Origin of the sequence: Actinocrinis sp., from assembly GCF_035653575.1 — a bacterium.
Classification (GTDB): domain Bacteria; phylum Actinomycetota; class Actinomycetes; order Streptomycetales; family Catenulisporaceae; genus Actinocrinis.
Map to the genome: position 1 here is coordinate 1 of NZ_DASRBQ010000179.1, position 25178 is coordinate 25178.

The 25178-nt window shown below is 68.9% G+C and carries 22 protein-coding genes and 2 tRNA genes; 18 read left to right on the top strand and 6 right to left on the bottom strand.

Translation table 11 applies throughout. The annotated features are described in order from the left end of the window. Together VFA06_RS24035 and era are read left to right on the top strand one after the other, a co-directional pair. Positions 1–133, top strand: a 133-nt coding sequence (locus VFA06_RS24035; protein ID WP_349260324.1) for a hypothetical protein, incomplete at its 5' end; no start/stop codon positions are given. Positions 134–521: 388 nt separating this feature from the next. Continuing rightward, positions 522–1445, top strand: coding sequence for a GTPase Era (era, locus tag VFA06_RS24040; RefSeq protein ID WP_349260325.1), 924 nt, complete (start codon positions 522–524; stop codon positions 1443–1445). A gap of 46 nt (positions 1446–1491) precedes the next feature. On the opposite strand, the gene VFA06_RS24045 is transcribed toward era, so the two are convergent. Next, positions 1492–2679, bottom strand: a complete 1188-nt coding sequence (locus VFA06_RS24045) for a GNAT family N-acetyltransferase (protein ID WP_324842976.1) — start codon at positions 2677–2679, stop codon at positions 1492–1494. Positions 2680–3016: 337 nt separating this feature from the next. Between VFA06_RS24045 and leuA the strand changes: the two genes are divergently transcribed. The 7 genes from leuA (at position 3017) to VFA06_RS24075 (ending at position 9028) form a co-directional block, all read left to right on the top strand. Beyond that, positions 3017–4774: a 2-isopropylmalate synthase gene (gene leuA, locus VFA06_RS24050; RefSeq protein WP_324842977.1), complete on the top strand. Its 1758-nt coding sequence runs from the start codon at positions 3017–3019 to the stop codon at positions 4772–4774. A gap of 220 nt (positions 4775–4994) precedes the next feature. Beyond that, entirely contained in the window at positions 4995–5612 is a 618-nt protein-coding gene (locus VFA06_RS24055; RefSeq protein WP_324842978.1) for a hypothetical protein, read from the top strand. A 184-nt stretch (positions 5613–5796) separates the two neighbouring features. Next, on the top strand, positions 5797–6543 hold the full coding sequence (recO, locus tag VFA06_RS24060; protein WP_324842979.1) for a DNA repair protein RecO: 747 nt from the start codon (positions 5797–5799) through the stop codon (positions 6541–6543). A gap of 10 nt (positions 6544–6553) precedes the next feature. Beyond that, positions 6554–7378, top strand: a complete 825-nt coding sequence (locus tag VFA06_RS24065) for an isoprenyl transferase (protein WP_324842980.1) — start codon at positions 6554–6556, stop codon at positions 7376–7378. 115 nt (positions 7379–7493) lie between these two features. Further along, the gene (locus VFA06_RS25995) at positions 7494–7577 is read left to right on the top strand and encodes a putative leader peptide (RefSeq protein ID WP_349260326.1); all 84 of its coding nucleotides are present in this window, start codon (positions 7494–7496) and stop codon (positions 7575–7577) included. 162 nt (positions 7578–7739) lie between these two features. After that, the gene (ssuE, locus tag VFA06_RS24070; protein WP_324842981.1) at positions 7740–8327 is read left to right on the top strand and encodes an NADPH-dependent FMN reductase; all 588 of its coding nucleotides are present in this window, start codon (positions 7740–7742) and stop codon (positions 8325–8327) included. Between the two features lie 74 nt (positions 8328–8401). Then, positions 8402–9028 (top strand): GNAT family N-acetyltransferase, encoded by a 627-nt coding sequence (locus tag VFA06_RS24075; protein WP_324842982.1) that lies wholly within the window; start codon positions 8402–8404, stop codon positions 9026–9028. Positions 9029–9090: 62 nt separating this feature from the next. On the opposite strand, the gene VFA06_RS24080 is transcribed toward VFA06_RS24075, so the two are convergent. Next, positions 9091–9522 carry a Fur family transcriptional regulator gene (locus tag VFA06_RS24080; protein WP_324842983.1) on the bottom strand — a complete coding sequence of 144 codons (432 nt, stop codon included), beginning with the start codon at positions 9520–9522 and terminating at the stop codon, positions 9091–9093. A 360-nt stretch (positions 9523–9882) separates the two neighbouring features. Here VFA06_RS24080 and VFA06_RS24085 point away from each other — a divergent pair, with 360 nt between their 5' ends. Next, on the top strand, positions 9883–11265 hold the full coding sequence (locus VFA06_RS24085; protein WP_324842984.1) for a glycine--tRNA ligase: 1383 nt from the start codon (positions 9883–9885) through the stop codon (positions 11263–11265). A gap of 135 nt (positions 11266–11400) precedes the next feature. On the opposite strand, the gene VFA06_RS24090 is transcribed toward VFA06_RS24085, so the two are convergent. Both VFA06_RS24090 and ppgK read right to left on the bottom strand, forming a co-directional pair. Beyond that, the gene (locus VFA06_RS24090; RefSeq protein WP_324842985.1) at positions 11401–11922 is read right to left on the bottom strand and encodes a hypothetical protein; all 522 of its coding nucleotides are present in this window, start codon (positions 11920–11922) and stop codon (positions 11401–11403) included. A gap of 219 nt (positions 11923–12141) precedes the next feature. Next, positions 12142–13017, bottom strand: a complete 876-nt coding sequence (ppgK, locus tag VFA06_RS24095; protein WP_349260327.1) for a polyphosphate--glucose phosphotransferase — start codon at positions 13015–13017, stop codon at positions 12142–12144. A gap of 94 nt (positions 13018–13111) precedes the next feature. Here ppgK and dusB point away from each other — a divergent pair, with 94 nt between their 5' ends. From dusB to ppdK, 3 genes are all read left to right on the top strand, one after another. Then, a complete protein-coding gene (dusB, locus tag VFA06_RS24100) occupies positions 13112–14278 on the top strand; it encodes a tRNA dihydrouridine synthase DusB (protein WP_324842987.1) in 1167 nt (388 codons plus the stop codon). A 119-nt stretch (positions 14279–14397) separates the two neighbouring features. Next, positions 14398–15129, top strand: a complete 732-nt coding sequence (locus tag VFA06_RS24105; protein WP_324842988.1) for a hypothetical protein — start codon at positions 14398–14400, stop codon at positions 15127–15129. Positions 15130–15663: 534 nt separating this feature from the next. Then, positions 15664–18486, top strand: a complete 2823-nt coding sequence (ppdK, locus tag VFA06_RS24110) for a pyruvate, phosphate dikinase (RefSeq protein WP_414639955.1) — start codon at positions 15664–15666, stop codon at positions 18484–18486. A gap of 53 nt (positions 18487–18539) precedes the next feature. Here the strand turns inward: ppdK and VFA06_RS24115 are convergent, their stop codons facing one another. Further along, positions 18540–19001 carry a GNAT family N-acetyltransferase gene (locus VFA06_RS24115; RefSeq protein WP_324842990.1) on the bottom strand — a complete coding sequence of 154 codons (462 nt, stop codon included), beginning with the start codon at positions 18999–19001 and terminating at the stop codon, positions 18540–18542. Between the two features lie 108 nt (positions 19002–19109). Here VFA06_RS24115 and VFA06_RS24120 point away from each other — a divergent pair, with 108 nt between their 5' ends. From VFA06_RS24120 to VFA06_RS24130, 3 genes are all read left to right on the top strand, one after another. After that, entirely contained in the window at positions 19110–20369 is a 1260-nt protein-coding gene (locus VFA06_RS24120) for a deoxyguanosinetriphosphate triphosphohydrolase (RefSeq protein ID WP_324842991.1), read from the top strand. Positions 20370–20379: 10 nt separating this feature from the next. Next, a complete protein-coding gene (dnaG, locus tag VFA06_RS24125) occupies positions 20380–22338 on the top strand; it encodes a DNA primase (protein WP_324842992.1) in 1959 nt (652 codons plus the stop codon). A gap of 319 nt (positions 22339–22657) precedes the next feature. Continuing rightward, the gene (locus VFA06_RS24130; protein ID WP_324842993.1) at positions 22658–24040 is read left to right on the top strand and encodes an RNA polymerase sigma factor; all 1383 of its coding nucleotides are present in this window, start codon (positions 22658–22660) and stop codon (positions 24038–24040) included. A gap of 230 nt (positions 24041–24270) precedes the next feature. On the opposite strand, the gene VFA06_RS24135 is transcribed toward VFA06_RS24130, so the two are convergent. Next, complete coding sequence (locus VFA06_RS24135; protein WP_324842994.1) at positions 24271–24600, bottom strand: hypothetical protein; 330 nt, start codon at positions 24598–24600, stop codon at positions 24271–24273. Between the two features lie 307 nt (positions 24601–24907). On the opposite strand from VFA06_RS24135, the gene VFA06_RS24140 reads away from it, so the two are divergent. Then, positions 24908–24980 (top strand) — tRNA-Asn (locus VFA06_RS24140). 105 nt (positions 24981–25085) lie between these two features. Further along, positions 25086–25159: transfer RNA gene (locus VFA06_RS24145), tRNA-Ile, on the top strand. The last annotated feature ends 19 nt before the right edge of the window (positions 25160–25178 follow it).

Genomic DNA, 25178 nt, shown 5'->3' on the forward strand with positions numbered 1-25178 from the left:
GTGGGGCGTGGAGCTCGGCAAGGTGCTGGCGAAGAAGATCGAGCCCGAGCTGGCCGAGGGCGGCGCCCACGGCGAGCACGACTCGTCGACGACGAGCCTGATCGAGCGCTACCGCAAGCTGCGCGGCCGGTAAGGCGCCGCCGGGTTCGCTAGGAACACGAGAACGTCTGCGGTCGGCGCCGGAACTTCCGGCGCCGACTGCACCAGCTGCGTCGGCGGGCGCTGGCGGAGCCGTGAATGCGGCTGGTCGGTGCGGGCTGCCCGGATGCGGGAGAATGGCGGGCATGACTGAGCCGCGCCGCAGTTCCAGCCCCCGCGCCAAAGCCTCCCGCAACGCCGCCCGCGGTGGCGCGCAGCAGCGGGATGCCGAGCGCAAGGCCGCGGAGAAGCGGCGTAACCGGTCCATCGCGCAGGCGGAGCGGCGCACGACGGCCGACTCGGTGCGCTCCACCGAGCCCGCGCCGACCGCGGCCGGGCGGGCGCGGGTGGCGGACTCGCCGACTCCGACCTCTTACTCGGACATGCCGGAGGGGTACCGGGCCGGCTTCGCCTGCTTCGTCGGGCGGCCGAACGCCGGGAAGTCCACGCTGACGAACGCGCTGGTCGGCGCGAAGATCGCCATCACCTCTGGCCGGCCGCAGACCACCCGGCACACGGTGCGCGGGATCGTGCACCGGCCGGACGCCCAGCTCGTGCTCGTAGACACCCCAGGACTGCACCGGCCGCGCACGCTGCTCGGCGAGCGGCTGAACGACCAGGTGCGGGCGACCTGGGCCGAGGTCGACGTGATCGGTTTCTGCATCCCGGCCGACCAGAAGATCGGGCCCGGCGACATGTACATCGCCCGACAGCTGGCCGAGGTGCGCCGCACACCGAAGATCGCGATCGTCACCAAGACCGACGCGGCGGCGGGCAAGCAGGCGGTCGGCGAGCAGCTGCTCGAGGTGGTCGAGCTGGGCAAGGAGGTCGGCATCGAGTGGGCCGACGTCGTCCCCGTCTCCGCGGTCGCCGGCGACCAGGTCGGGCTGCTGGCCGATCTGCTGGCCGCGCAGCTGCCGGTTTCCCCGCCGCTGTACCCCGGCGGCGAGCTGACCGACGAGCCCGAGCAGGTGATGGTCGGCGAGCTGATCCGGGAGGCGGCGCTTGAGGGCGTGCGCGACGAGCTGCCGCACTCGCTCGCAGTGACCGTCGAGGAGATGCTGCCGCGCTCGGGCCGACCCAAGGACAAGCCGCTGCTGGACGTGCACGCCGTGCTGTACGTAGAGCGGCAGAGCCAGAAGGCGATCGTCATCGGCACCGGCGGCTCACGGCTGCGCGACGTCGGGACACGGGCACGCCGGCAGATCGAGGCGCTGCTCGGTACCCCGGTGTTCCTGGATCTGCACGTGAAGGTCGCGAAGGACTGGCAACGGGATCCGAAGCAGCTGCAGCGGCTGGGGTTCTAGAGCGCTTAGGCAATACCGCGGCGCGTTACGCCGCGCGTGGTCTGCGTTAAAGGTTCAGCGTCCACGCGGCGTGCGTGTCGATCGGGCGGAAGCCGAGGCGACGGTTCACGGCCAGCATCCGGTGGTTGTCCACCGCGTTGTAGGTATCGAGCATCGTCAACGATGGCTCTGCGGCCAGCAGTTCCCTGATCAGCTGCGCTTTGACGCGCACAGCCAACCCGCGTCCGCGGTACTCCGGCACCACGACGGTCTCGTTCTGCTCGCCGCGCAGGCCGTCGGCAGTGTGCGCGCTGGAGAGCGCTGCAATGCGGCCGGTGGCCCGATCGATCAGGCAGGCCGTGTACTCGCGCAGCCCCGCTAGCATCGCGGCTTCTTCGCGGTGGCGGACCTCGGCGGAGGTGAACGGCGAGAATGGAGTAGGCGAGGGCGTGGGCTCCGCCGCGGGCCCGCCAGGCCCGGCGGACATGGTGGACACGGCGGACACTTTCGACGCCGCGGGCACCGCCGCTCCGGCCGGCATCGGAACCGCCGTCGTCGGTGAGGCATGCAGGCAGTCGAGCGCCTTGACGTAGCCGGCGAGGAAATCATCCGGGCAGCGGCTCTTCCAATGCAGCGGCACGAATCCGTCATCGGGGGCCGGGCGCGCATGCCTGCTGCGGGAGTGCTGCGGACTTTCGACCGCCTGCACGATCGCGGTCACGCGCTCGTGGGAGGCACCGCGCCGAAGCTCGATACCGCGCAGGTCCAGCCGGGAGCGAAGGTCGCGCCCCGCGATGAACAGACCATGCCGTGCGGCGAACGCCTCACTTGCACGCGTACGCGGCGCGTCGAGCACCAGACGTGACCGGTTCAAGGCACGAGCCGCCTCGGTTAACGCATCGAGCAATGCGGAGCCGACACCGCAGCGCCGCGCCGAGGGATGCACAGTGATCGCGGCGTGTGCCAGTTCCCGGTGAAAAGCCTCGTACAGCCCGAGCCTGGCCCAACCGGCCGCGCCCCCGGCCTCGTCGGTCGCGGCGAACAGCATCCGCCGCCCGCGGTACGGCGGCACGAGCAGTCCGCGCAGCTCGGCCGGGCTGGCCGGCGGCTCGCCCGGACGATCCGCGAGGTCCGCGGCGTTCTGGCAGGCCAGCAGCCAGCTGAGCTCGGCCGCGGGCAATCCGCCCGGCCCGAGCTCCAGCGCCGTCACCCGCCACTGGCGAGGCGCGCAGGTGGGAGCGAAGAGGCCGCGCACGGGTCCATCTCACAGCGTGACGGCCCGCTGATCGAGGAGAAACGCTCATGAAGTTGTGATATTTCATCCCCGGGCGCCATCGCCGGGCCGCGGCTGGCCCTCGCTGCGATCTTCGCGGCCGTGTCCGGATGGTGGACGTCGGCGGGGTCGGGGTGGCCGTCGCCCGCCACGGTCGGCTACGGTGGGTTTCCTATGTACGCCAAGCGGCTGCTTCTTACCTGCCGCGGCGGGGGTCTGTAGACCACAGACCGGCACCCCCGCCGCGGTGATGGTCGTTGCTTTCGTTTCGTCTTTCCGCCGGTCGTTTCCCCCCGACAGGCGATGGAGACCAAGCAACATGACCGAGCAAGCGACCGTGAGCGGCAATCCCGGCGCCGGCTATCCGGACACGGCACAGCAGCCCTCTGGCATGCCGATCCGCAAGTACGTACCCTTCGCGCCCATTGCACTGCCCGATCGCACCTGGCCGGACAAGGTCATCACCCAGGCCCCGCGCTGGTGCGCGGTAGACCTGCGTGACGGCAACCAGGCCCTGATCGACCCGATGTCGCCGGCGCGCAAGCTGGAGATGTTCGACCTGCTGGTGCGGATGGGCTACAAGGAGATCGAGGTCGGCTTCCCGGCGGCCAGCCAGACCGACTTCGACTTCATCAGGCAGATCATCGAGGAGGACCGGATCCCCGACGACGTGGTGATCCAGGTCCTGACCCAGGCCCGCGAGCACCTGATCGAGCGGACCTTCGAGTCGATCCGCGGGGCCAAGCGCGCGATCGTGCACCTGTACAACTCCACCTCCACCCTGCAGCGCCGGGTCGTCTTCGGCCTCGACCGCGAGGGCATCAAGGAGATCGCGGTGGAGGGCGCGCGGCTGTGCCGCAAGTACGCCGAGCAGATGCCTGAGACGGAGGTGCTGTTCGAGTACTCGCCGGAGTCGTACACGGGCACCGAACTGGACTTCGCGGTCGAGGTCTGCGACGCCGTCAACGACGTGTGGCAGCCGACCCCGGACCGCAAGGTGATCATCAACCTGCCGGCCACCGTCGAGATGGCGACCCCGAACGTCTACGCCGACTCGATCGAGTGGATGAACCGGCACCTGAAGTACCGCGATTCGGTGGTCCTGTCGCTGCACCCGCACAACGACCGCGGTACCGCAGTCGCGGCCGCGGAGCTGGGCTACCAAGCCGGGGCCGATCGCATCGAGGGCTGCCTGTTCGGCAACGGCGAGCGCACGGGCAACGTATGCCTGGTGACCCTGGGCATGAACCTGTTCTCCCAGGGCATCGACCCGCAAATCGACTTCAGCAACATCGACGAGATCCGCCGCACCGTCGAGTACTGCAACCAGCTGCCGGTTCACCCGCGGCACCCTTACGGCGGCGACCTGGTCTACACGGCCTTCTCCGGCTCGCACCAGGATGCGATCAAGAAGGGCTTCGAGCACCTGGAGCGGGACGCTGCCGCGGCCGGCAAGACCGTGGACGAGATTCTGTGGGCGGTGCCCTACCTGCCCATCGACCCGAAGGACGTCGGCCGCACCTACGAGGCCGTGATCCGGGTCAACTCGCAGTCCGGCAAGGGCGGCGTCGCCTACATCATGAAGACCGACCACCAGCTGGATCTGCCGCGCCGCCTGCAGATCGAGTTCTCGCAGGTGGTCCAGGCCAAGACGGACGCGGACGGCGGCGAGGTCAGCCCGGCGCAGATGTGGGCGGTCTTCGCCGACGAGTACCTGCCGGTGGACGACGCGCCGTGGGGCCGGTTCCGGCTCGCCGGGCACCGCAACGAGGCGTCGAGCGACGGCAAGGACGTGCTCTCGGTGGATCTGGTCGTCGACGGCGCGAAGCAGACCGTCGAGGCGACCGGTAACGGCCCGATCGACGCGTTCGTCAGTGCACTGACCGGGTTCGGCGTCGAGATGCGGTTCCTCGACTACGCCGAGCACGCACTGTCCGCGGGCGGCGATGCGAAGGCGGCCGCGTATGTGGAGTGCGCGATCGGCGACCGCGTGCTGTGGGGCGTAGGCATTGACGCGAACATCGTCACCGCCTCGCTGAAGGCAGTCGTATCCGCGGTCAACCGCGCGGTGCGATAACCCTTCGCATCCCCTGCTTGGCTGGGGCGTGCCATCGAACCCTTATGGACGTCCCGCGGCGCTTAAGGTAGGCGATCCCTTCCCACACCGCCGTCGCAACCAATACGCTGACGGGTCGCGTCATCGGGGCGCGACTGATCTCAGTTCGTCGGGCGCGGCCGCTGCGACCGCGCCCGACGTGCTCGCCGGCCCACATTCTTCGCGCACAGGGGGTAAATCCGTGTTCTTCCTCATCTGGGGGTTCAAGGTCCGTTTCAAGGTGCTCGACCACGGCACCTTCTTCTGCCCGCGCTGCGGCGGCGACCGCCCCTACGAGCGCCGGCAGGCCAGGCGCTGGTTCCACCTGTACTACATTCCGATGATCCCGGCCGCGGTCCTCGGCGAGCAGATCCGCTGCGACGTGTGCCAGACCTCGTTCACCGACTCGGTGCTCAGCCGGCCGACCTCCAGCCAGCTGTCCGCGCTGCTGATCGACGCGGCGCGGGGCACCATCGTGCACGTGCTGCGGACCGGCTCCATCCAGTCGCCCGCCGCGCGCGAAGCCGCGGTCACCGAGGTCGGCCGCGCCGGGCTGCCCTCCTACACCGACGAGAGCCTGACCGCCGACCTCGACGTCGTCCCCGGCGACCTCTCGCAGCTGTACGCCTCGCTCAGCCCGCAGCTGGCCGACACCGGCAAGGAGTCGCTGCTCGGCGCGGCCGCCCGGGTCGCCCTCGCCGACGGCCCGCTCACCGACCTGGAGCGCCAGGTGTTGGTCTCGACCGGCGCGTCGCTCGGCATGACGGCGACCCACACCGCGGGCGTCATTGCTCTCGCCGAGCAGGCCGCCCGCGCGTAACGCAACGAGAGCCGAACGACCCGGCCGCCGATGTCACCGAGTGTGTGGCGTCGGCGGCTGTGTTGTGCGGTAACGCGGCTCGGCTAGACCGATCGATGCTGCGTCTGGTCGGCTCGGTGTGGAGGTTGCGTGCAGAAGGGCCACAGGGAACCGCAGACCGCGCGCGACATGCGAGAATCAGCGGGTGAGCCTGCATCGCGCCGACGGGATCGTCCTGCGCACCCAGAAGCTGGGTGAGGCGGATCGGATCATCACGATCCTGACCCGCGAGCAGGGCCGCGTCCGGCTGGTGGCCAAGGGCGTGCGGCGCACCACCTCGAAGTTCGGCGCCCGCCTCGAACCCTTCGCGCACGTGGACTTCCAGGTCTTCTCCAAGCACAACCGCTCGCTCGACATGATCACCCAGGCCGAGACGATCGCGCCGTACGGCGAGCGGATCGTGAGCGACTACAGCCGCTACACCGCCGGCACCGCGATGCTCGAGACGGCCGAACGCCTCACGGACGCCGAGGGCGAGCCGGCCGTCCAGCAGTACCTGCTGCTGCTCGGCGGGCTGCGCGCGCTCACGGCGGGAGAACACGCGCCGGGCTTGGTGCTCGACGCGTTCATACTGCGGTCGATGGCTGTGGCTGGTTACGCACCCTCGTTCCACGACTGTGCGCAGTGTGGAGCCGAACCGGCGGATGACGCACCCTGGCGCTTCTTCGCCGTGCCCGCCGGGGGAGTGGTGTGCCCTTCGTGTAAGCCGCCCGCCTCTGCGGTACCGCAGCGAGCCACGCTCGACCTGCTCGGAGCGTTGCTCGCGGGGGAGTGGGAGACCGCGGACGCGAGCGAGGAACGGCATCGGCGCGAGGGCAGCGGGCTGGTAGCGGCCTACCTGCAGTGGCACGTCGAGCGTGGGCTAAGGTCGCTGCGACTGGTGGAACGGTAAGGGAAGCGAAGTGCGACGCAAGATCCAATCGGCCTTTTCGACCGACCCGCGCGGCCCGCGGACGTACCGCGACCCGAAGCCGCACAAGGACGGCGCGGAGCCGCCGAAGATCCCGGCCGAGCTGGTGCCCAAGCATGTCGCGATCGTCATGGACGGCAACGGGCGCTGGGCCAAGGCGCGCAACCTGCCGCGCATCAATGGCCATGAAGAGGGCGAGAAGTCGCTCTTTGACGTGGTCGAGGGCGCGGTACAGATCGGCGTGACGCACATCAGCGCGTACGCGTTCTCCACCGAGAACTGGAAGCGCTCGCCGGACGAGGTGCGCTGGCTGATGGGCTTCAACCGGCTCACGATCCGCCGCCGGATCGACGAGATGGACGAGCTCGGCGTGCGCATCCGGTGGGCCGGGCGGCGTCCGCGGCTGTGGAAGTCCGTCATCGACGAGCTGGAGATGGCCGAGGAGCGCACCAAGTACAACGACCGCTTCACGCTGACGATGTGCGTAAACTACGGCGGCCGCGCGGAACTCGCGGACGCCGCGGCGGCCATGGCGCGTGACGCGGTAGCCGGCAAGCTGAACCCGAACCGCATCGACGAGCGCACGCTGGCCCGCTACCTCGACGAACCTGACCTGCCGGACGTGGACCTGTTCCTGCGTTCCTCCGGCGAGCAGCGCACGTCGAACTTCATGCTGTGGCAGTCCGCCTACGCGGAGATGGTGTTCCTCGACACGCTCTGGCCGGACTTCGACCGGCGCGACCTGTGGCGGGCCATCGAGATCTACGCGGAGCGGGACCGCCGTTTCGGCGGCGCTATTCCCAACGCGGTCGTCTGACGGGCAATTAATTCAAACTCTCCGAAATTCCCGCCGCATTCCTGGCGTATAACTTTCGGCGAGAAATAGCCCTTTGCGCATTGACGTGCCTACCGCGTCCTGCGAAAGTTGAGTCATGACTTCCGGCGTGCGCCTTGTGGCCCGCCTGCACGTCGATCTGCGACGGCAGGCCAGCGCCGTCTGTTGCGCCTCGCGGTAAGCCCGCGCGACAGATCCGCACGACGGTCCGGCGGTGAATACACCGCCGTGCCGTGCCCTCTTCTCTTTTCATCCCGCGCCAACTCCCGCGCCGACAAAACCCTGGTTATCAGGTTCCGGTTTGCCGTCGGCGCGCCACACCTTCCCGGAAGGCAGATCACCTGTGAGCACAGTCTTGGCCCTGAGCGGAAGTCCGTCCGGCACGTCCCGAACCGTCGCTGCGGTACGCGGCGCACTCGACCTACTCGCCGACCGCGGCTATCAGGTACGGCACGTTGCGGTACGCGACCTGCCCGCTGCCGAACTGCTCGCCGCAGACACCAGGCATCCTCAGATAAGCGGAGTACTGACTGAAGTCGCCCAAGCAGATGGTGTGATCATCGCGACGCCGATCTACAAGGCCTCGTACACCGGCGTGATCAAGGCGCTGCTGGACGTGCTGCCGCAGCACGGTCTGCGCGGCAAGGCAGTCCTTCCGCTGGCCACGGGCGGCACGCTCGCGCACCTGCTCGCGGTCGACTACGCGCTGCGGCCGGTGCTGGCTGCCCTCGGGGCGCGACACGTGGTGTCGGGCACGTTCCTGCTCGACTCCGCCTTCGTCAGCGGCCCCGCCGAGCCTGGCCACCCGCCGCTGCGTTACGGACTCGCCCCCGACGCCGAACTGCGCTTGACCGATGCGATCGCCGAGTTCGCCGCCGCGCTGCCGGCACCTTCGCTGGACGACGAGGTCGCCGCGCTGACGAACAGGTAGCCCGAGGGCGGCTCCGTAACCCGGTCGCCCTTAATCCGTTGCGGGGCTGAGCAAAGCCCGGACATGCTCGGTCAATGGGAACAGAAGAAGAGACTCTGCCGGAAGAGACGCTGCCACCAGAAGAGACGCTGCCGCCGGCCCTCGCCCCCGACGTCGGACCACCCGAGCGTATCGAGGTCGAGGGCCTGGTCCTGCGCCGCTGGACCGCGGACGACCTTCAGGCCCGTTTCGAGGCGATCAGCGCATCGTATGAGCATCTGCACGCGTGGATGGCCTGGATTCCCGAGCCGCCCACGCTGGAGGGGCAGCGCGCCTGGGACGAGCTGCGCGGCGACGGGTGGCTCGGCAAGGACAGCTTCAACTACGGCATCTTCGACGCCGCGGACGGGACGGTTCTCGGCGCGATAGGCGCGCATGACCGCCTCGGTCCGGGGGCCCTGGAGATCGGCTACTGGTGCCATGTCGCGCACACCGGCAAGGGCGTGATCACCCGCGCCGCCCGCGAGCTGACCCGGATCCTGCTCGAATTCGACGGGATCGAACGGGTCGAGATCCACTGCGACGAGGCCAACACGCGCAGCGCCGCCGTCCCCAGAAGGCTCGGCTACCGGCTCGACCGGATCGAGGACGACGGAATCCACGCGCCCAACGAATCGGGCCGCGGCATGGTCTGGATCAAGGAGCGGGAGCGCTCCGCTTAACGCCTTTGCGTACCAACGCTGGGTGTACGACAGCGATGAGACGTGTCGGCCGGACGCCGCTGCTAACGCTCACCGCACTGCGCGCACGTACCGAAGATCTCCAGCGTGTGAGCGACGTCGGTGAACCCGTGCTCGGCGGCGATCCGGTCGGCCCAGGACTCTACGGCCGGTCCCTCGACCTCTACCGTCTTACCGCAGCTGCGGCACACCAGATGGTGGTGGTGACTGCCTGAGGTGCATCTGCGGTAGACGGCTTCTCCGTCGTCGGTGCGTACGACGTCGACCGCACCGGCGTCGGCGAGCGACTGGAGGGTGCGATACACCGTGGTCAGGCCCACCGAATCACCGCGGTGCTTGAGCCGGTCATGCAGTTGCTGCGCCGACTGGAAGTCGTCGGTTTCCTCCAGGAGCGCGGTCACCGCGGCCCGCTGCCGGGTCGAACGGCCGGGTGCGGGCACGGACGGGCGCAGCCCGCTGCTCTCGGTCTCGCTCATCGCCGGTACTCCTTGCTACGGGTGAATCTCCCCCAAAACTACCCCTGGTGCGGCTGCGCGCGCCCGAGCCATTGTGCCATCGCGCGTCTTTCCACGCGCTCGGCCGAACGGGCGGAGCCGGTGCTTTATTCCGGGACCATTGTGTTATTCCCAGACCGCCGTGGCACCCGACGGCGTAACCACTCGCTCGGTGAGCGCAGCCGGACGCGTATGGCCGTACACCACACCCGTGCCTCGCGCTCCAGCCCGCCGCGTGGAACGCGTTGGCAACCCGGCGCTCACCCTCGGTACGCTTTCCCCCTTGGTTGACCGCACACCAGCCGGGTGTGATGGCGAACAGAGCAGACAAGAGAGCACACCGTGCCCGCCGACAAGATCGACACCATCGTCCGCCTGGCAAAGGCGCGCGGCATCGTCTTCCCCTCCAGCGAGATCTACGGCGGCTCCCGCGCCGCCTACGACTACGGTCCGCTCGGCGTGGAGCTGAAGGAGAACGTCAAGCGCCAGTGGTGGCAGTCGATGGTGCGCGGCCGTGAGGACGTGGTCGGGCTCGACTCCTCGGTCATCCTGGCCCGCGAGGTCTGGGAGGCCTCCGGGCACGTGAAGGAGTTCGCCGACCCGCTGACCGAGTGCCTCTCCTGCCACAAGCGCTGGCGCGCCGACCACCTGGAGGAGGCGTACGAGGCCAAGCACAAGCACGCCCCCGAGCACGGCCTGGCCGACGTCAACTGCCCCAACTGCGGCAACAAGGGCCAGTTCACCGAGCCGAAGATGTTCAACGGGATGCTCAGCACCCACCTCGGCCCGGTCCAGGACGGCTCCGGCCTGCACTACCTGCGCCCGGAGACGGCGCAGGGCATCTTCGTGTCCTACAAGAACGTCTTCGAGACCGCGCGCAAGAAGATCCCGTTCGGCATCGGCCAGATGGGCAAGTCCTTCCGCAACGAGATCACCCCGGGCAACTTCATCTTCCGCACCCGCGAGTTCGAGCAGATGGAGATGGAGTTCTTCGTCAAGCCCGGCGAGGACGAGAAGTGGCACGAGTACTGGCTGGAGGAGCGCTTCAACTGGTACACCGGCCTCGGCATCGACCCGGCCAACCTGCGCTTCTACGAGCACCCGAAGGAGAAGCTGTCGCACTATTCGAAGCGGACCGTGGACATCGAGTACCGGTTCAACTTCGGCGGCAGCGAGTTCTCCGAGCTCGAGGGCATCGCGAACCGCACCGACTTCGACCTGACCACGCACTCGAAGCACTCGGGGCAGGATCTGTCCTACTTCGACCAGGCGAACAACGAGCGGTTCACGCCGTACGTCATCGAGCCGGCAGCAGGCGTTAACCGGTGCATGCTCGCGTTCCTCATCGATGCGTACACGGAGGACGAGGCGCCTAACGCCAAGGGCGTGATGGAGAAGCGCACTGTGCTCAAGCTCGACCGCAGGCTCGCGCCGGTGAAGGTGGCCGTGCTGCCGCTCTCGCGCAACGCCGACCTCTCGCCGAAGGCCCGGCAGCTGGCCGACTCGCTGCGCTGCAACTGGAACGTCGACTTCGACGACGCGCAGGCGATCGGCCGCCGCTACCGCCGCCAGGACGAGATCGGCACGCCGTTCTGCGTGACGGTCGACTTCGACACCCTGGAGGACAACGCGGTGACGGTTCGCGAGCGCGACACGATGGAGCAGGAGCGGGTCTCGCTCGACCAGGTCGAGTCGTACCTCGGCGCCCGGCTGATCGGCTGCTGACAGGCCGCTGAGCTGCGGACCGACGGGATGTTGATCTGTCGGACCGTCAGATCAGATGGGCGGACCGTAGCGGATCACGCTGAGACTGTCGGATCACGCTGAGACGGTGTTGTATCAAGGCAGGGTCTTGGGGCGTCATTTCGAGGCCGGGCACTTCGGCGAGCGTCCGGCCTCGGTCATGTCCGAGACCTTCCACCGGCCGTCGGACGAGCGGGTCAGCGTGAGCGTGGTGAAGGTGCCCGGCGTATTCGGCCGCTGCACCGCAGGACCCACGACGTGCGTCTTCGCGTCGCCGCGCATGACGTGGCGCCAGTTCGTGCAGAACGAGACGGTCGCCTTCCCGGCGGCGTTGGGCGGGGAGTAAGTCATGTTCGACACGACGAGCACGCCGACCGGCTGCTGATGCTTCCCGGACCAGGCCGACACGTCATGCCTTATGGCCGTCAGCGCGGCACCGGACCAGTACGCGGAGAGCAGCGGGTCGTTGGCGCCACTGCCGTACTCGGCGTGCAGCTGAGCACGCACCGACTGCTGCACCGTGTAGAGCACCTGATGCTCGATCTTGTTCGTCGGGCGTGGATGCTTAAAGGCCAGGCCCATCGTGGTAGGCAGCGTGATCCGCTCATCGAGCGGCGCCGCCACCGCAGTCGGGCTCATATCCGGTGTCGGCCGGGGTGCGGACGCACAACCCGCGACAGCACCCAGCGGGGCGAGCATCAGCAATGCCGCCGCCGTTCTTCGCACAGACCTCTGGCCCGCCACGTCATTCACCAGTCCCCAGTCCCCGTGTGCCCGAATCGCTCAGCGTAGTGAACTGCCCGCCAAGGGTAGTCATATGCGGCTGAACACGAACCAATAGTGCCTGAGGGCGCGTTACTAGGGCGTGGGGATTTCCGTTGCTGCAGCGGTGTCCTCGGCGGCGATCAGGTTGCTCTCGACCACTCCTTGACCGCCCTGGGCACCGGTAGGCGCCGTTACCGCAGCCATCGCCGCACCGACGATGCCCGCCGTGTTGGCAAGCTGCGCCGCGACGATCTCGGCTCGCAGTTTCAGCCTCGGCAGGAAGCTGTCCGCGTGCTTCGACACGCCGCCGCCGACGATGATCAGGTCCGGGCTGAACAGCGCCTCCACGTGGGAGAGGTACTCCTGCACCCGCTTGGCCCACTTCTCCCAGCTCAGCTTCTTCTCGTCACGCACCCGGGCGGAGGCGCGTCGCTCGGCGTCCTTACCGCGGATCTCCAGGTGCCCGAACTCGGTGTTCGGCACCAGTAGGCCATCGACGAAAAGCGCCGATCCGATCCCGGTGCCGAACGTCAGCATCAACACCACGCCGTCGCGGCCGCGGCCGGCACCATGCGCCATCTCCGCTACACCGGCGGCGTCGGCATCGTTGAGCACCCGTGGCGCCAAGGCGCCCGGCCCCTGCGATACGCCGTCGCCCTGGGAAGGGTCACCATAACCACGCAGCACCCGCGCGAATAGGGCTGCCGCGTCGACGCCGATCCACTCGGGCTCCATGTTGGCCGCGGTACGCACCGTGCCGCGCGTTACGACGCCGGGGAACGTGACACCGACCGGCCCACTCCAGGCGAAGTGCGCGGCAACCTCGCCGGCTTTCTCCGCCACGGCTTCCGGAAGCGCCGGCCGAGGCGTCTCCAACCGGAACCGCTCGGCGGTCGGCTCTCCGGTCTCGGTGTCCACCGGGGCGGCCTTGATCCCCGAGCCACCGATGTCGATGCCCAATGCCAGCACGGCTACCACCCTTCCACGGTCAAGCGCAGACCGGAGTCTGGGACAATGGATCGGTTCAACGCCCGTCCAAAACCCAGCATCCGAGGTCTATTAGATGCCCGTAGCGCACCAGCCGCTCGCGATCGGCCCCTATCGGGTCTGGCCGCCGGTGGTTCTCGCCCCGATGGCGGGCATCACCAACCCGCCGTTTCGCGCGTTGTGCCGCGAGCAGGCGGAGAGCCGCGTGCCGGAACCGGCCGCCGAACGTCCGGCCGGGCTGTTCGTGTGCGAGATGGTGACCACGGTCGGACTGGTCGAGCGCAACCCCAAGACCCGCAAGATGATCCACTTCGAGCCGAACGAGCAGCCGCGCTCGGTGCAGCTGTACGGAGTGGACCCGGATTACGTCAGCCGGGCGGTGCGCATCGTCGCGGAGGAAGACCTCGCCGACCACATCGACCTGAACTTCGGTTGCCCTGTCCCTAAGGTCACTCGGCGCGGAGGCGGGTGCGCCCTTCCGTACCACCGCGTTCTGTTCCGCAACATCGTGCGCGCCGCGGTGCGTAACGCAGGCGCGTTGCCCGTGACCGTGAAGATGCGCGTCGGCATCGATCCGCAGCATGAGACGTACCTCGAAGCGGGCCGGATCGCCGAGGACGAGGGCGTCGCAGCCGTGGCACTGCACGCGCGCACCGGAGCCCAGGGCTACTCGGGTGAGGCCGACTGGGACCGGATCGCCAAGCTCAAGGCCGAGATCAGCGGCATTCCGGTCCTCGGCAACGGCGACATCTGGGAAGGCGCCGACGCGCTGCGCATGATGGCCGAGACCGGCGCGGACGGCGTCGTGGTCGGCCGCGGCTGCCTCGGTCGCCCGTGGCTGTTCGCGGACCTCGCCGCGGCCTTCGTCGGCGGCGAGCCGGTGCGCCCCGACCTCGGCCAGGTCGCCGCGATGATGCGCCGCCACGCGCAGGGCCTGGTCGCCATGCACCGGTCCGACCACGGAGTCCGCGAGTTCCGCAAGCACGTCGCCTGGTACCTCAAGGGCTTCCCGGTCGGCTCCGAACTGCGCGGCAAGCTGGCCCAGGCCTCGAACCTCGCCGAACTCGACGAACTGCTGGCCCGCCTCGACCACACCCAGCCCTGGCCCCAGGCCAACGAGGGCTCGCCGCGCGGACGCAGCCACGCCTCGGAACGCCGCGTCACGCTGCCCTACGGATGGTTGGAGAACCCTGACGATCCGACCCCGCCCACCGGCGCCGAGACCGAGGATTCCGGCGGCTGACACGGCCCCGAACCGAGACGGACTCTCGACCGCCGGCGAAACTCGGGCGCGCGCATTCGACCGCTGATGCTAACGTTCCCGCAGCGAAAAGCCAGGTAGTCGAGAGGGGGCGGGGTCTCATGACGAAGCTCAATCAGATCATCGCCGTGGAGAAGGGCGTTAAGAGCAAGTCCTTCCAGGAGTTGACCGAGGCGCACCACGCGGTACAGAAGGCCGCGCTGCTTTCCGGCATCTCCCGCACGTACCAGCCGAAGGACGAGGAAGGCGAGCAGTTGCCGCCCGAGTCCACCCGCGTGCAGATCAAGGCCGAGGAGGTGCTGCGGCAGACCGCCGCCACGCTGACCCGCCTGTTCGACGTCACGGCCACCAAGGACTGGGCGAACTGCACCGCGAAGGCCGACGTGACCGTGGACGGCCGCGCGCTGCTTAAGGACGTCCCGGTCAGCTACCTGCTCTTCCTCGAGAAGCAGCTGACCGACCTGCACACCTTCGTCAAGAAGCTGCCGGTCCTCGACGCCGCCGAGTCCTGGGTGCACGACCCGTCCAGCGACTCGTGGAAGACCGAACCGGTGCGCACCATCAAGACCAAGAAGGTGCCGCGCAACCACGTCAAGGCGGAGGCCACCGAGAAGCATCCGGCGCAGGTCGAGGTGTACTACGAAGACGTCCCGGTCGGGTACTGGACGACGGTCAAGTTCTCCGGCGCCTTGCCGGCCAGCCGCGTCAACGAACTGCTTGAGCGGGTCGAGACGCTGCAGAACGCGGTCAAGTTCGCGCGCGAAGAGGCCAACGGGACGACCGTGACCGACCAGCACATCGGTGACGCGGTCTTCGGCTACCTTTTCGGATAACACAGACTCCCTCCCGTGCGAGCGGGAGGGATGCGCTAGGAGCGCAAGCTGACGCTGAAGCCGAAGCTGAACTCCGGGGTCCAGTGACGGTTCGAGTCCGTCTCCCGGCACACGCGCCGGGATAGCCCAACGGGTAGAGGCAGCCCCGGCTCAATCTCAGACTCTCGCTCCAGATTCAGCATTCGCCGCCGAGCGCCGGATCGACCGGACACGGGCAATTGCGTTGAGGTTGCGGGTTCGACCCCCGCGCGCCGCTCTGCATGCGGCGCTAGCTCAATAGGCAGAGCGCAGCGTTGTAAAGGTGACTCGTGCCCTTTAAACGTGCCGGTGCGAGCAATTGGGCGGCACACTCAGAGGCCGGGAGCTGGACATGCTCCCGGCCTCGCCGCTTTTCGGGCGGCGGCCCGGGATCGCCCGTCGTTTCGCCGCCGCAGTTCAGGGCATCGATACTGGGCCGTCCGGCCGATCCGAGGAGAGTTATCCACAGGGTGGCCGGTCTCACGCTGACAGTGCCGTGACCAGCCGGTACTGTCGATGACAACCAAGAGGGGCGTCGGTCGTGCGGGTCGGCGTCCATTCTCATCTCGCACGCGTTTGAGCTTCAGGGAGCCTCACGTGCCGATCGATACTGCGCCGACCGCTGCGGCGACTCGGACGACCAAGTACGTCTACGACTTCACCGAGGGCAATAAGGATCTCAAGGATCTGCTCGGCGGCAAGGGGGCCAACCTCGCCGAGATGACCAACCTCGGACTGCCGGTGCCGCCTGGGTTCACCCTCACCACCGAGGCCTGCCGCGCGTACCTGGCTGATGGCGACGAGCCGGAGGGCCTGCGCGCCGAGGTCTCCGAGCATCTGGCCGCGCTCGAGGAGCGGATGGGCCGCAAGCTGGGCGCGAGCGAGGACCCGCTGCTGGTCTCGGTGCGCTCCGGGGCGAAGTTCTCCATGCCCGGGATGATGGAAACCGTCCTGAACATCGGCTTGTCCGATTCTTCGGTCCAGGGGCTGGCGAACGTGGCCGGGGACGAGCGGTTCGCCTGGGACTCCTACCGGCGGCTGATCCAGATGTTCGGCAAGACGGTGCTGGGCATCGACGGGGAGCACTTCGAGGACGCGATCGACGCGGCGAAGAAGAACAAGGGCGTCACCAGTGATCTCGACCTGGACGCGCAGGACCTGCGCGAGCTGGTGGAGTCGTACAAGCAGATCGTGCGCGAGCACGCTGGGCGGGAGTTCCCGCAGGAGCCACGCGAGCAGATGGACCTGGCCATCCGGGCCGTGTTCGACTCCTGGAACACCGAGCGGGCCAAGCTCTACCGCCGCCAGGAGCGCATCCCGCACGACTTGGGCACCGCGGTCAACGTGTGCTCGATGGTGTTCGGCAACCTCGGCCCGGACTCGGGTACCGGCGTCGCCTTCACCCGCGACCCGGCCACCGGCGCGCAGGGCGTCTACGGCGACTACCTGGCCAACGCCCAGGGCGAGGACGTGGTCGCCGGCATCCGCAACACCGTGCCGCTGCAGCAGCTCGAAGAGCTCGACCCGAAGTCGTACCGCGAGCTGATGGACATCATGGCCACCCTGGAGGGCCACTACCGCGACCTGTGCGACATCGAGTTCACCATCGAGCGCGGCAAGCTGTGGATGCTGCAGACCCGGGTGGGCAAGCGCACCGCGGCCGCCGCGTTCCTGATCGCCACCAGCCTGGTGGACGAGGGCGTGATCGACCCGGACGAGGCGGTCGCGCGGGTGAACGGAGCTCAGCTGGCGCAGCTGATGTTCCCGCAGTTCGACACTCGCGGGCAGCACACGCGCATCACCACCGGGATGAACGCCTCTCCGGGCGCGGCGGTCGGTAAGGCGGTGTTCGACTCCTACACGGCGGTCAAGTGGTCGCGCTCCGGTGAGCGCGTGATTCTGATCCGCCGCGAGACCAACCCGGACGACCTCAATGGCATGATCGCCGCGCAAGGCATCCTGACCTCGCGCGGCGGCAAGACCTCGCACGCCGCCGTGGTCGCCCGCGGCATGGGCAAGACCTGCGTGTGCGGCGCCGAAGAGCTGGACGTGGACACCAAGGCGCGCCGGTTCACCGCCCCGGGCGGGATCACCGTCGAGGAGGGTGACCTGATCTCGATCGACGGCACCTCCGGCGCCGTCTACCTCGGCGAGGTGCCGGTCGCCCCCTCCCCGGTCGTGGAGTACTTCGAAGGCAGGCTCGGCGCCGACTCGCCGCGGGCCGGCGAGCTGGTGCGGGCCGTGCACCGGATCATGACCTGGTCGGACGAGCGCCGCCGGCTCTACATCCGGGCCAACGCGGACAACCCGGAGGACGCCGCCCGCGCCCGCCGCTTCGGCGCGCAGGGCATCGGACTGTGCCGCACCGAGCACATGTTCCTCGGCGAGCGCCGCGCCCTGGTCGAGCGCCTGATCCTGGCCGAGGACGACTCCGAGCGGCACAAGGTGCTCGAGGAGCTGCTGCCGATGCAGCGCGACGACTTCGTCGCGATCCTCACCGCGATGGGCGGGCTGCCGGTGACCGTGCGGCTGCTGGACCCGCCGCTGCACGAGTTCCTGCCCGACCTGACCGAGCTGTCGGTGCGCGTGGCCGTCGCGGAGGCGCGCGGCGAGCAGCACGAGGGCGACCTGCGGCTGCTGCAGGCGGTGCACAAGCTGCACGAGGCCAACCCGATGCTCGGCCTGCGCGGAGTGCGCCTCGGCCTGGTGGTGCCGGGTCTGTTCATCATGCAGGTGCGGGCCCTGGCCGAGGCCGCGGCGCAGGTCGCCAAGGCCGGCGGGGTGGCCCGGATCGAGATCATGGTGCCGCTGGTCGGCGCGGTGCAGGAGCTGGAGATCATCCGCGAGGAGGCCCGCGCGGTGCTCGACGAGGTGCGCGAGACCACCGGAGCTGACATCAGGGCACTGATCGGCACGATGATCGAGCTGCCGCGCGCGGCCCTGACCGCCGGCCAGATCGCCGAGGCCGCCGAGTTCTTCTCCTTCGGCACCAACGACCTGACCCAGACCACCTGGGGCTTCAGCCGCGACGACGTCGAGGCCGCGTTCTTCAGCGCCTACCTGGACAAGGGCATCTTCGGCGTCTCCCCGTTCGAGACGCTGGACCGCGGCGGAGTCGGCCGCCTGGTGCAGATCGCCGCGACCGAGGGCAAGGCCGCGCGCCCGAGCCTGAAGCTGGGCATCTGCGGCGAGCACGGCGGCGACCCGGACTCGGTGCACTTCTTCCACAACGTGGGCCTGGACTACGTCTCCTGCTCACCCTTCCGCGTCCCGGTGGCCCGGTTGGAGGCGGCGCGCGCCGCGGTGCAGCAGAAGCGGGAGGAAAGCGCGAGCGCCTAACCTGCGCTCCGCGATCGCAGTCGGTCCCGTATCGAGGCGCGGGTGTTCGGGTCCTATACGGCCCCGAACACCTTCTCGTAGGCGAGTGACCGCGCCGAGTCGACGTAGGGTGGGTACAGCGGGATGCCGGTGTACCCGCCGCGTTCGTAGAACCGGATCGCCTCTGGCTGCTCGGTGCCCGTCTCCAGATAGATGCGCGGCGCTCCCAGTTCCCGGGCCAGCGCCTCAGCCGCTTCGAGCAGCCGGCTCGCGGCTCCGGTGCCGCGCGAGGTGGGCACGACGTACATTCGCTTGAGTTCGAGGCCGTCGAGCCCTGAGTCGGGATTCGTCTGGAGCGCGCAGCATCCGATCGCGGCGCCTTCATCGCGCATTAGCAGGAAGCGGATGCCCTCGGTCAGATGATCGTCGCTGTCCGCGCCGAGATCCGGATAGCGCGCGTTGAGATCGGCGCGCAGCTCCTGGCGCAGCTTGGCCAGTTCCTCGTCGTCCGCCGGCACCGGCTCGATCGTGATCACCTGGCCACGGTAGCCACGGGCCGTTTCCGAGGCGTTGCGGTGGTGTAACTCGGCTCTTCCGACGGCTAACCCGTGCTCGGCCGACCTTGTGCGCACTACCGTTGATCCATGACACAGGGCATCAGCGTGCCGGGCTACGGCGACGCGGACGTCGAGCGTTACGCCGTCGAACCGGCCAGTGAACTCAAGCGCACCGGAGGCGAACGCACCCCCTTCCAACGTGACCGCGCGCGTGTCCTGCACAGCCTCGCCCTGCGCCGCCTCGCCGGGAAGACCCAGGTGGTCGCGCCCGGCGAGTCCGACTTCCCGCGCACCCGGCTGACCCACTCGCTGGAGGTCGCCCAGATCGGCCGGGAACTGGCCGGTTCGCTCGGTGCGGACCCCGATCTGGTCGAGGCCGCCTGCCTCGCGCACGACCTCGGCCACCCTCCCTTCGGCCACACCGGCGAGGGCGCCCTCAACGAGGTCACCGGCGCGATCGGCGGTTTCGAGGGCAATGCGCAGAACCTACGCATCCTCACCCGCCTCGAAGCCAAGGTGGTCCGCGCCGACGGCCGTTCCGCCGGACTCAACCCGACCCGTGGCCTGCTTGACGCAGCAACCAAGTACCCGTGGCCGCGCCGTCCCGATACCGCGAAGTTCGGTGCGTACGCCGACGATCTGCCTGTGTTCTCATGGCTGCGGATAGGCGCCCCACCCGAGCCGGTTAAGTGTTTCGAAGCGCAGATCATGGACTGGTCCGACGACGTCGCCTACTCCGTGCACGATCTTGAGGACGCGATCTACGCCGGGCACGTCGATCCGAAGGTCCTGCTGATCGACGAGGAACGCGCCGCACTGTTCGAGCGCTCGCGCGGCTACGCCCCCGACGCCGAGCCCGCCGAACTGGCCGCCGCTCTCGACCGGCTCCAGTCCGTGGAGTGGTGGCCCGCCGAGTACGACCGGTCCTTCTCCGCCCAAGCCCGACTCAAGCGCGCGGCCAGCGAGCTGATCGGCCGCTTCTGCCTCGCCGTCGTGCACGAGACCCGCGCCGAGTTCGGACCGGGGCCGCACACGCGGTACAACGCACAGCTCGTCGTACCGCGCCCGATCCGGCTAGAGAACGCCGTGCTTAAGGCCGTCGCAGCGCGATACGTCATGGAGACCGAACCCGCCCTCGCGCTACGGAAGCAGCAGGCGGCCCTGATCCGTGAACTGGTCGCCCTGCTCGCCGAGCGCCCGGACCAACTCGAGCCGCCCTTCCAGACCTGGTGGTCCGAGGCCCCGGACGACGCCGCGAAGCTGCGCGTCGTGGTCGATCAGATCGCCTCCCTCACCGACGGCTCGGCACAGCGGCTGCACCGTCGCCTTGTCGGGGCCGCCGCGTAGAATCCCGACCATGGCCGGGCGGATCAGGGACGAGGACGTCAAGGCCGTCCGCGACGCGTCCGGAGTGGCCGATGTGATCGGCGAGCACATCCAGCTGCGCTCGGCCGGCGGCGGAAACCTCAAGGGCTTGTGCCCCTTTCACGACGAGAAGTCGCCTTCGTTCAACGTGACCCCCGCCCGCGGGCTCTGGCACTGCTTCGGCTGCGGCGAGGGCGGCGACGTCATCTCGTTCCTGATGAAGCTCGAACACCTCTCCTTCAACGAGGCCGTCGAGCACCTCGCCAAACGCGCCCGCATCGAGCTGCGGTACGCCGAGGGCGGCTACACCAAGCGCACCGAGACCAGCGAACGCGCCCGACTGCTTGAGGCGCACCGCGTCGCCGCCGAGTTCTACCGCGAGCAACTCGACACGCCCGCGGCCAAGCACGGCCGCGACTTCCTCACCGGCCGCGGCTTCGATTCCGCGGCGCTGGAACGCTTCGGCGTCGGATACGCGCCCGGCGGCTGGGACGCGCTGGTGCGGCATCTGCGCGGCCGCGGCTTCACCGACAAGGAGATGCTCACCGGCGGCCTCGCCTCCGAAGGCCGGCGCGGCCCGATCGACCGCTTCCGCGACCGCCTCGTGTGGCCGATCGCGGACATCGGCGGCGAGGTGATCGGCTTCGGCGCCCGCAGGCTCTCCGACGACAAGGATTCCCCCAAGTACCTCAACACCCCGGAGACTCCGCTCTACAAGAAGTCCTCCGTCCTCTACGGTCTCGACCTCGCCCGCAAGGAGATCGGCAAGGAGCAGCGCGCCGTCGTCGTCGAGGGCTACACCGACGTGATGGCTTGTCACCTGGCCGGCGAGACCACCGCGATCGCCACCTGCGGCACCGCCTTCGGCGAGGAGCACATCAAGATCCTGCGCAGGCTGCTGGCCGACCGCAACCAGTACCTCGGCTGCGAGGTCGTGTTCACCTTCGACGGCGACTCGGCGGGCCAGAAGGCGGCGCTGCGCGCGTTCATGGAGGACCAGCGCTGGGTCACCCAGACCTTCGTGGCCGTGCAGCCGGACGGCATGGACCCGTGCGAGCTGCGAATCGCCCGCGGCGACGCGGCCGTCAGGGACCTGATCTCCTCGCGGATCCCGCTGTTCGAATTCGCGATCAAGGCCAGGCTGGGCGAGCACAACCTCGAGACGCCCGAGGGCCGGGTGCGTGCCTTGCGCTCCGCCGCGCCCATCGTCGCCTCGATCCACGACCCCGCGCTGCGCCCCGAATACGGCCGCAGGTTGGCCGGCTGGCTGGGGATCGACGACGTGCAGCTCGTGCTCTCAGAAGTCCGCCGTGCCGCGCCGTCGGTGAACCGCGCCGCCGCCCGTGCAACCGGCTCCCGTCCGCAACCTTCCGCAACCGGTGCCGCCTACGCACCGACCGGCGGCGTTTCATCGCCGTCCGCAGCGTCCTCGACCGCCGCAGCCCCCAACCCTTTCCTCGCGCCGACCGACCCGGCCTCACGTCGCCAGCGTGAAGCGCTCAAGCTGGCATTGCAGTACCCGAAGCTGGCGGGCGGCGCGTTCGACGGACTGGGCCCGGAGGAGTTCACCTCGCCCGCCTACGCCGCCGTGCACGCAGCCATAGTCGCGGCGGGAGGCGCATCGGCGGCGCTGGATCCGATGCAGTGGCTAAGCAACGTGATCGCCGCCGCGTCCGACGATGCGGTACGAACTCTGATCAACCGGCTCGCCGTCGAGCCGCTGATGCTGCGGGAGAACGCCAAGGGCGGCCAATCCGTCGACGCCCGCTACGCCACCGAACTGATCACGCGCATCTGGATCGACGCCGTAGAGCAGCGCCGCGCCGCCACGCTCTCCCGTCTGCAGCGGCTCGATCCGGTCGCACAGGCCGAGGAATACCTGAAGCTGTCGGTGGAGCTCAACGAGCTGAACATCTTCCGCGCCAAGCTTTTTTCCTCGCTCGAGGCTTGATCCACTGGCCGCTGCGGCCGTGATTTCGCGCGCCAGCCTGCGCCACGGCTCGACATCTTTCCGTCACCGTGCCGATACCTGGCGTATCCCCGCCAAATCCATGGATTCGTCGAAGTTCTTGCCCGTCGGGAGGCGCGAAACGGTGCGCGCCGGGGTAGGGGAGGAGTCGTGGAATCCACACCGCGTGGAACCGACCGCGCCGCCGATCCGGCGGGGCGCGGTGCACAAGACGCCAGCGACCGAGAGCTCGGGCACCGTGTGAGGACGAAGGGGTCCTCGGCGGCTCGGCACGCTGGCCGGTGAAGTGGACGGAGTTCGTATGGACGGCGCCCTCGCACGTGTCATCGTCGGACCCACACCGGGCGGGACCCAGCAGCAGCCCGCGCAGCAGCGCGGCGAGCGGTTCCTGTCCGTGGTCGCTCAGCCACGCGAAGCAACCGCAGAGGCAGTCGAGACCGCGCCGCCGGAAAGCGCGCTGGCCGACACCCAGGAGCTGCCGCTGGCCCGGGTGATGCCGCTGCCGGTCAACCGGGACGCCGCGACCGACACGGTGGAACCCGCCGTCATCGATTCCGGTCCCGACGCGGGCTCCGGCCAGGATTCCGACGTGGCCGCCGAGGCCGACCCCGACTCCCCGGACGCCGCCCTCTCCACGCCCGACGGCGCCCGCGCCCGCGACATCCGGGAGCCCGATCCGGAGGAGCTGGCCGAGACCGAGGCCGAGGAGGAGCCGACCGCGCAGGAGCAAGAGGCCGCCGACGCCCACGTGGCCGCCTGGGCGGACTCCGCCGGCCCCGCGGGTGACCTGTTCCGCCAGTACCTGCGCGAGATCGGCCGCATCCCGCTGCTGACAGCGGTCGAGGAGGTCGAGCTGGCCCGGGCCGTGGAGGCTGGCCTGTTCGCGGACGAGAAGCTGCTGCACTGCTTCGATCTGCGCCCCGAGGACCGCCGCGATCTGCACGTCCTGGTGCTGCACGGCCAGGCGGCGAAGCGGAAGCTGATCGAGGCCAACCTGCGCCTGGTCGTGTCCATCGCGAAGCGGTACATCGGCCGCGGCATGTCCATCCTGGACCTGGTACAGGAAGGCAACCTGGGCCTGATCCGCGCGGTCGAGAAGTTCGACTATGCCCGTGGCTACAAGTTCTCTACGTACGCGACGTGGTGGATCCGTCAGGCGATGAGCCGTGCCCTAGCCGATCAGGCGCGCACGATCCGCGTCCCGGTGCACGTGGTCGAGCTGATGAACCGGGTCGTCCGGCTCCAGCGCGCGCTGCTCCAGGCGAACTCGATCGAGCCGACGCCCGAGCAGATAGCGGACGTCCTCGGCGTGCCCGAGGAGCGCGTCGTCGAGGTCCTGCGGCTCGCCCAAGAACCGGTCTCGCTGCACGCACCGGTCGGCGAAGAGGACGACGTGGCGCTCGGCGACCTGATCGAGGATGCGGACGCCGTCTCGCCGGCGGACTCGGTCGCGGTGATGATGCTGCGCGAGCACCTGGACACGCTGCTCTCGACGCTCGGCGAGCGCGAGAAGCGCGTCGTGCAGCTGCGTTACGGCCTCACGGACGGTGAACCGCACACGCTGGAGGAGATCGGACGCACGTTCGGCGTAACGCGCGAGCGGATCCGTCAGATCGAGGCCAAGACGCTAGCGAAGCTGCGCGGCCACTCGTACGCCGACCAGCTCAAGGACTACCTGCGCTGACCAGCCTCAACGCCTCCCATCGACCCCAAAGCCGCCAGCTGACCACCTCACGCTGATCACGCACGCACTGCCCACACACCCAAACGAGGCCCGGAGTCTCCTCCGAGCCTCGTTCCTTACCGCCCACTACCCAGCTAACGCACGTCCGGCGCCAGCCACAGCGCCCACCTACTTCGCGAGCCTGCCTGCCCACTCATCCGCCACTCGGTTCCATCACCCAGTTGCGTCACTCAGTCTGCGAGCGGGTCCTCGTCGAAGCGACTCATGTGCTGCCCGGATCCGTTCGACCCAGCAGAGTGCTTGACGCTGCTAAACCGGTCGCCGAACCGGTGCGTCACCGCTTCACCGGCGTGCTTCACCTGGTGGGCGGCCGATGCCCCGGCGTTCTTTGCGACATGCGCGGCACGATCCCCGGCGCTGGACGCCGTCGACCGCACCCGCGGATCCGCCGCGAGCGAAGACACCATGGCGGAGACTCGCTCGTAAAGCCGTGGGCCGATCTTGCTTCCGGCCAGCAGCCCGAGCACCATCCCGCCGACGAAGCTGATCTTGGCCTTCATCACCACTCCCAGCAATCAAAAGACGTCGACGAGCCGCGACTACCCGCACCCCGTGCTGCCTAACCGGTAACCGCCCACGCTTCCGCCGCCTAGCCCACAGCGACTTGCCCCCAAAACAGCCCCGGCGCCGCTAAGACCGCGACGACAGACTGCCGCGATGCCAGCACAACGGCGACAGCCACGGTGCCTCGCCGCCCTCCGACCCGCGCGGCATACCGAGTGGCGGAGCACCCCCCTGGATGCGCTAAGGTTGGTCTCCGCAAGGCCCCGGGTTCTCACCAGCGCAAGGCCGAGCGAACAGCACCGATCCCGCATAGCTCAATTGGCAGAGCAGCCGGCTGTTAACCGGCAGGTTATAGGTTCGAGTCCTATTGCGGGAGCGCACGACAACGTCTCCGCGGCTGCCGCCCCGGAGACGTTTCGCGTCTACCGCGGAAATGGTTGATTCCGGGCTGAACCGGGCACAAGCCATCCGTCGGTGGCCAGGGGCGGTAGCTCAGCCGGTTAGAGCAGAGGACTCATAATCCTTGGGTCGTGGGTTCGAGTCCCACCCGCCCTACCGAGGTTGGACATCCAAC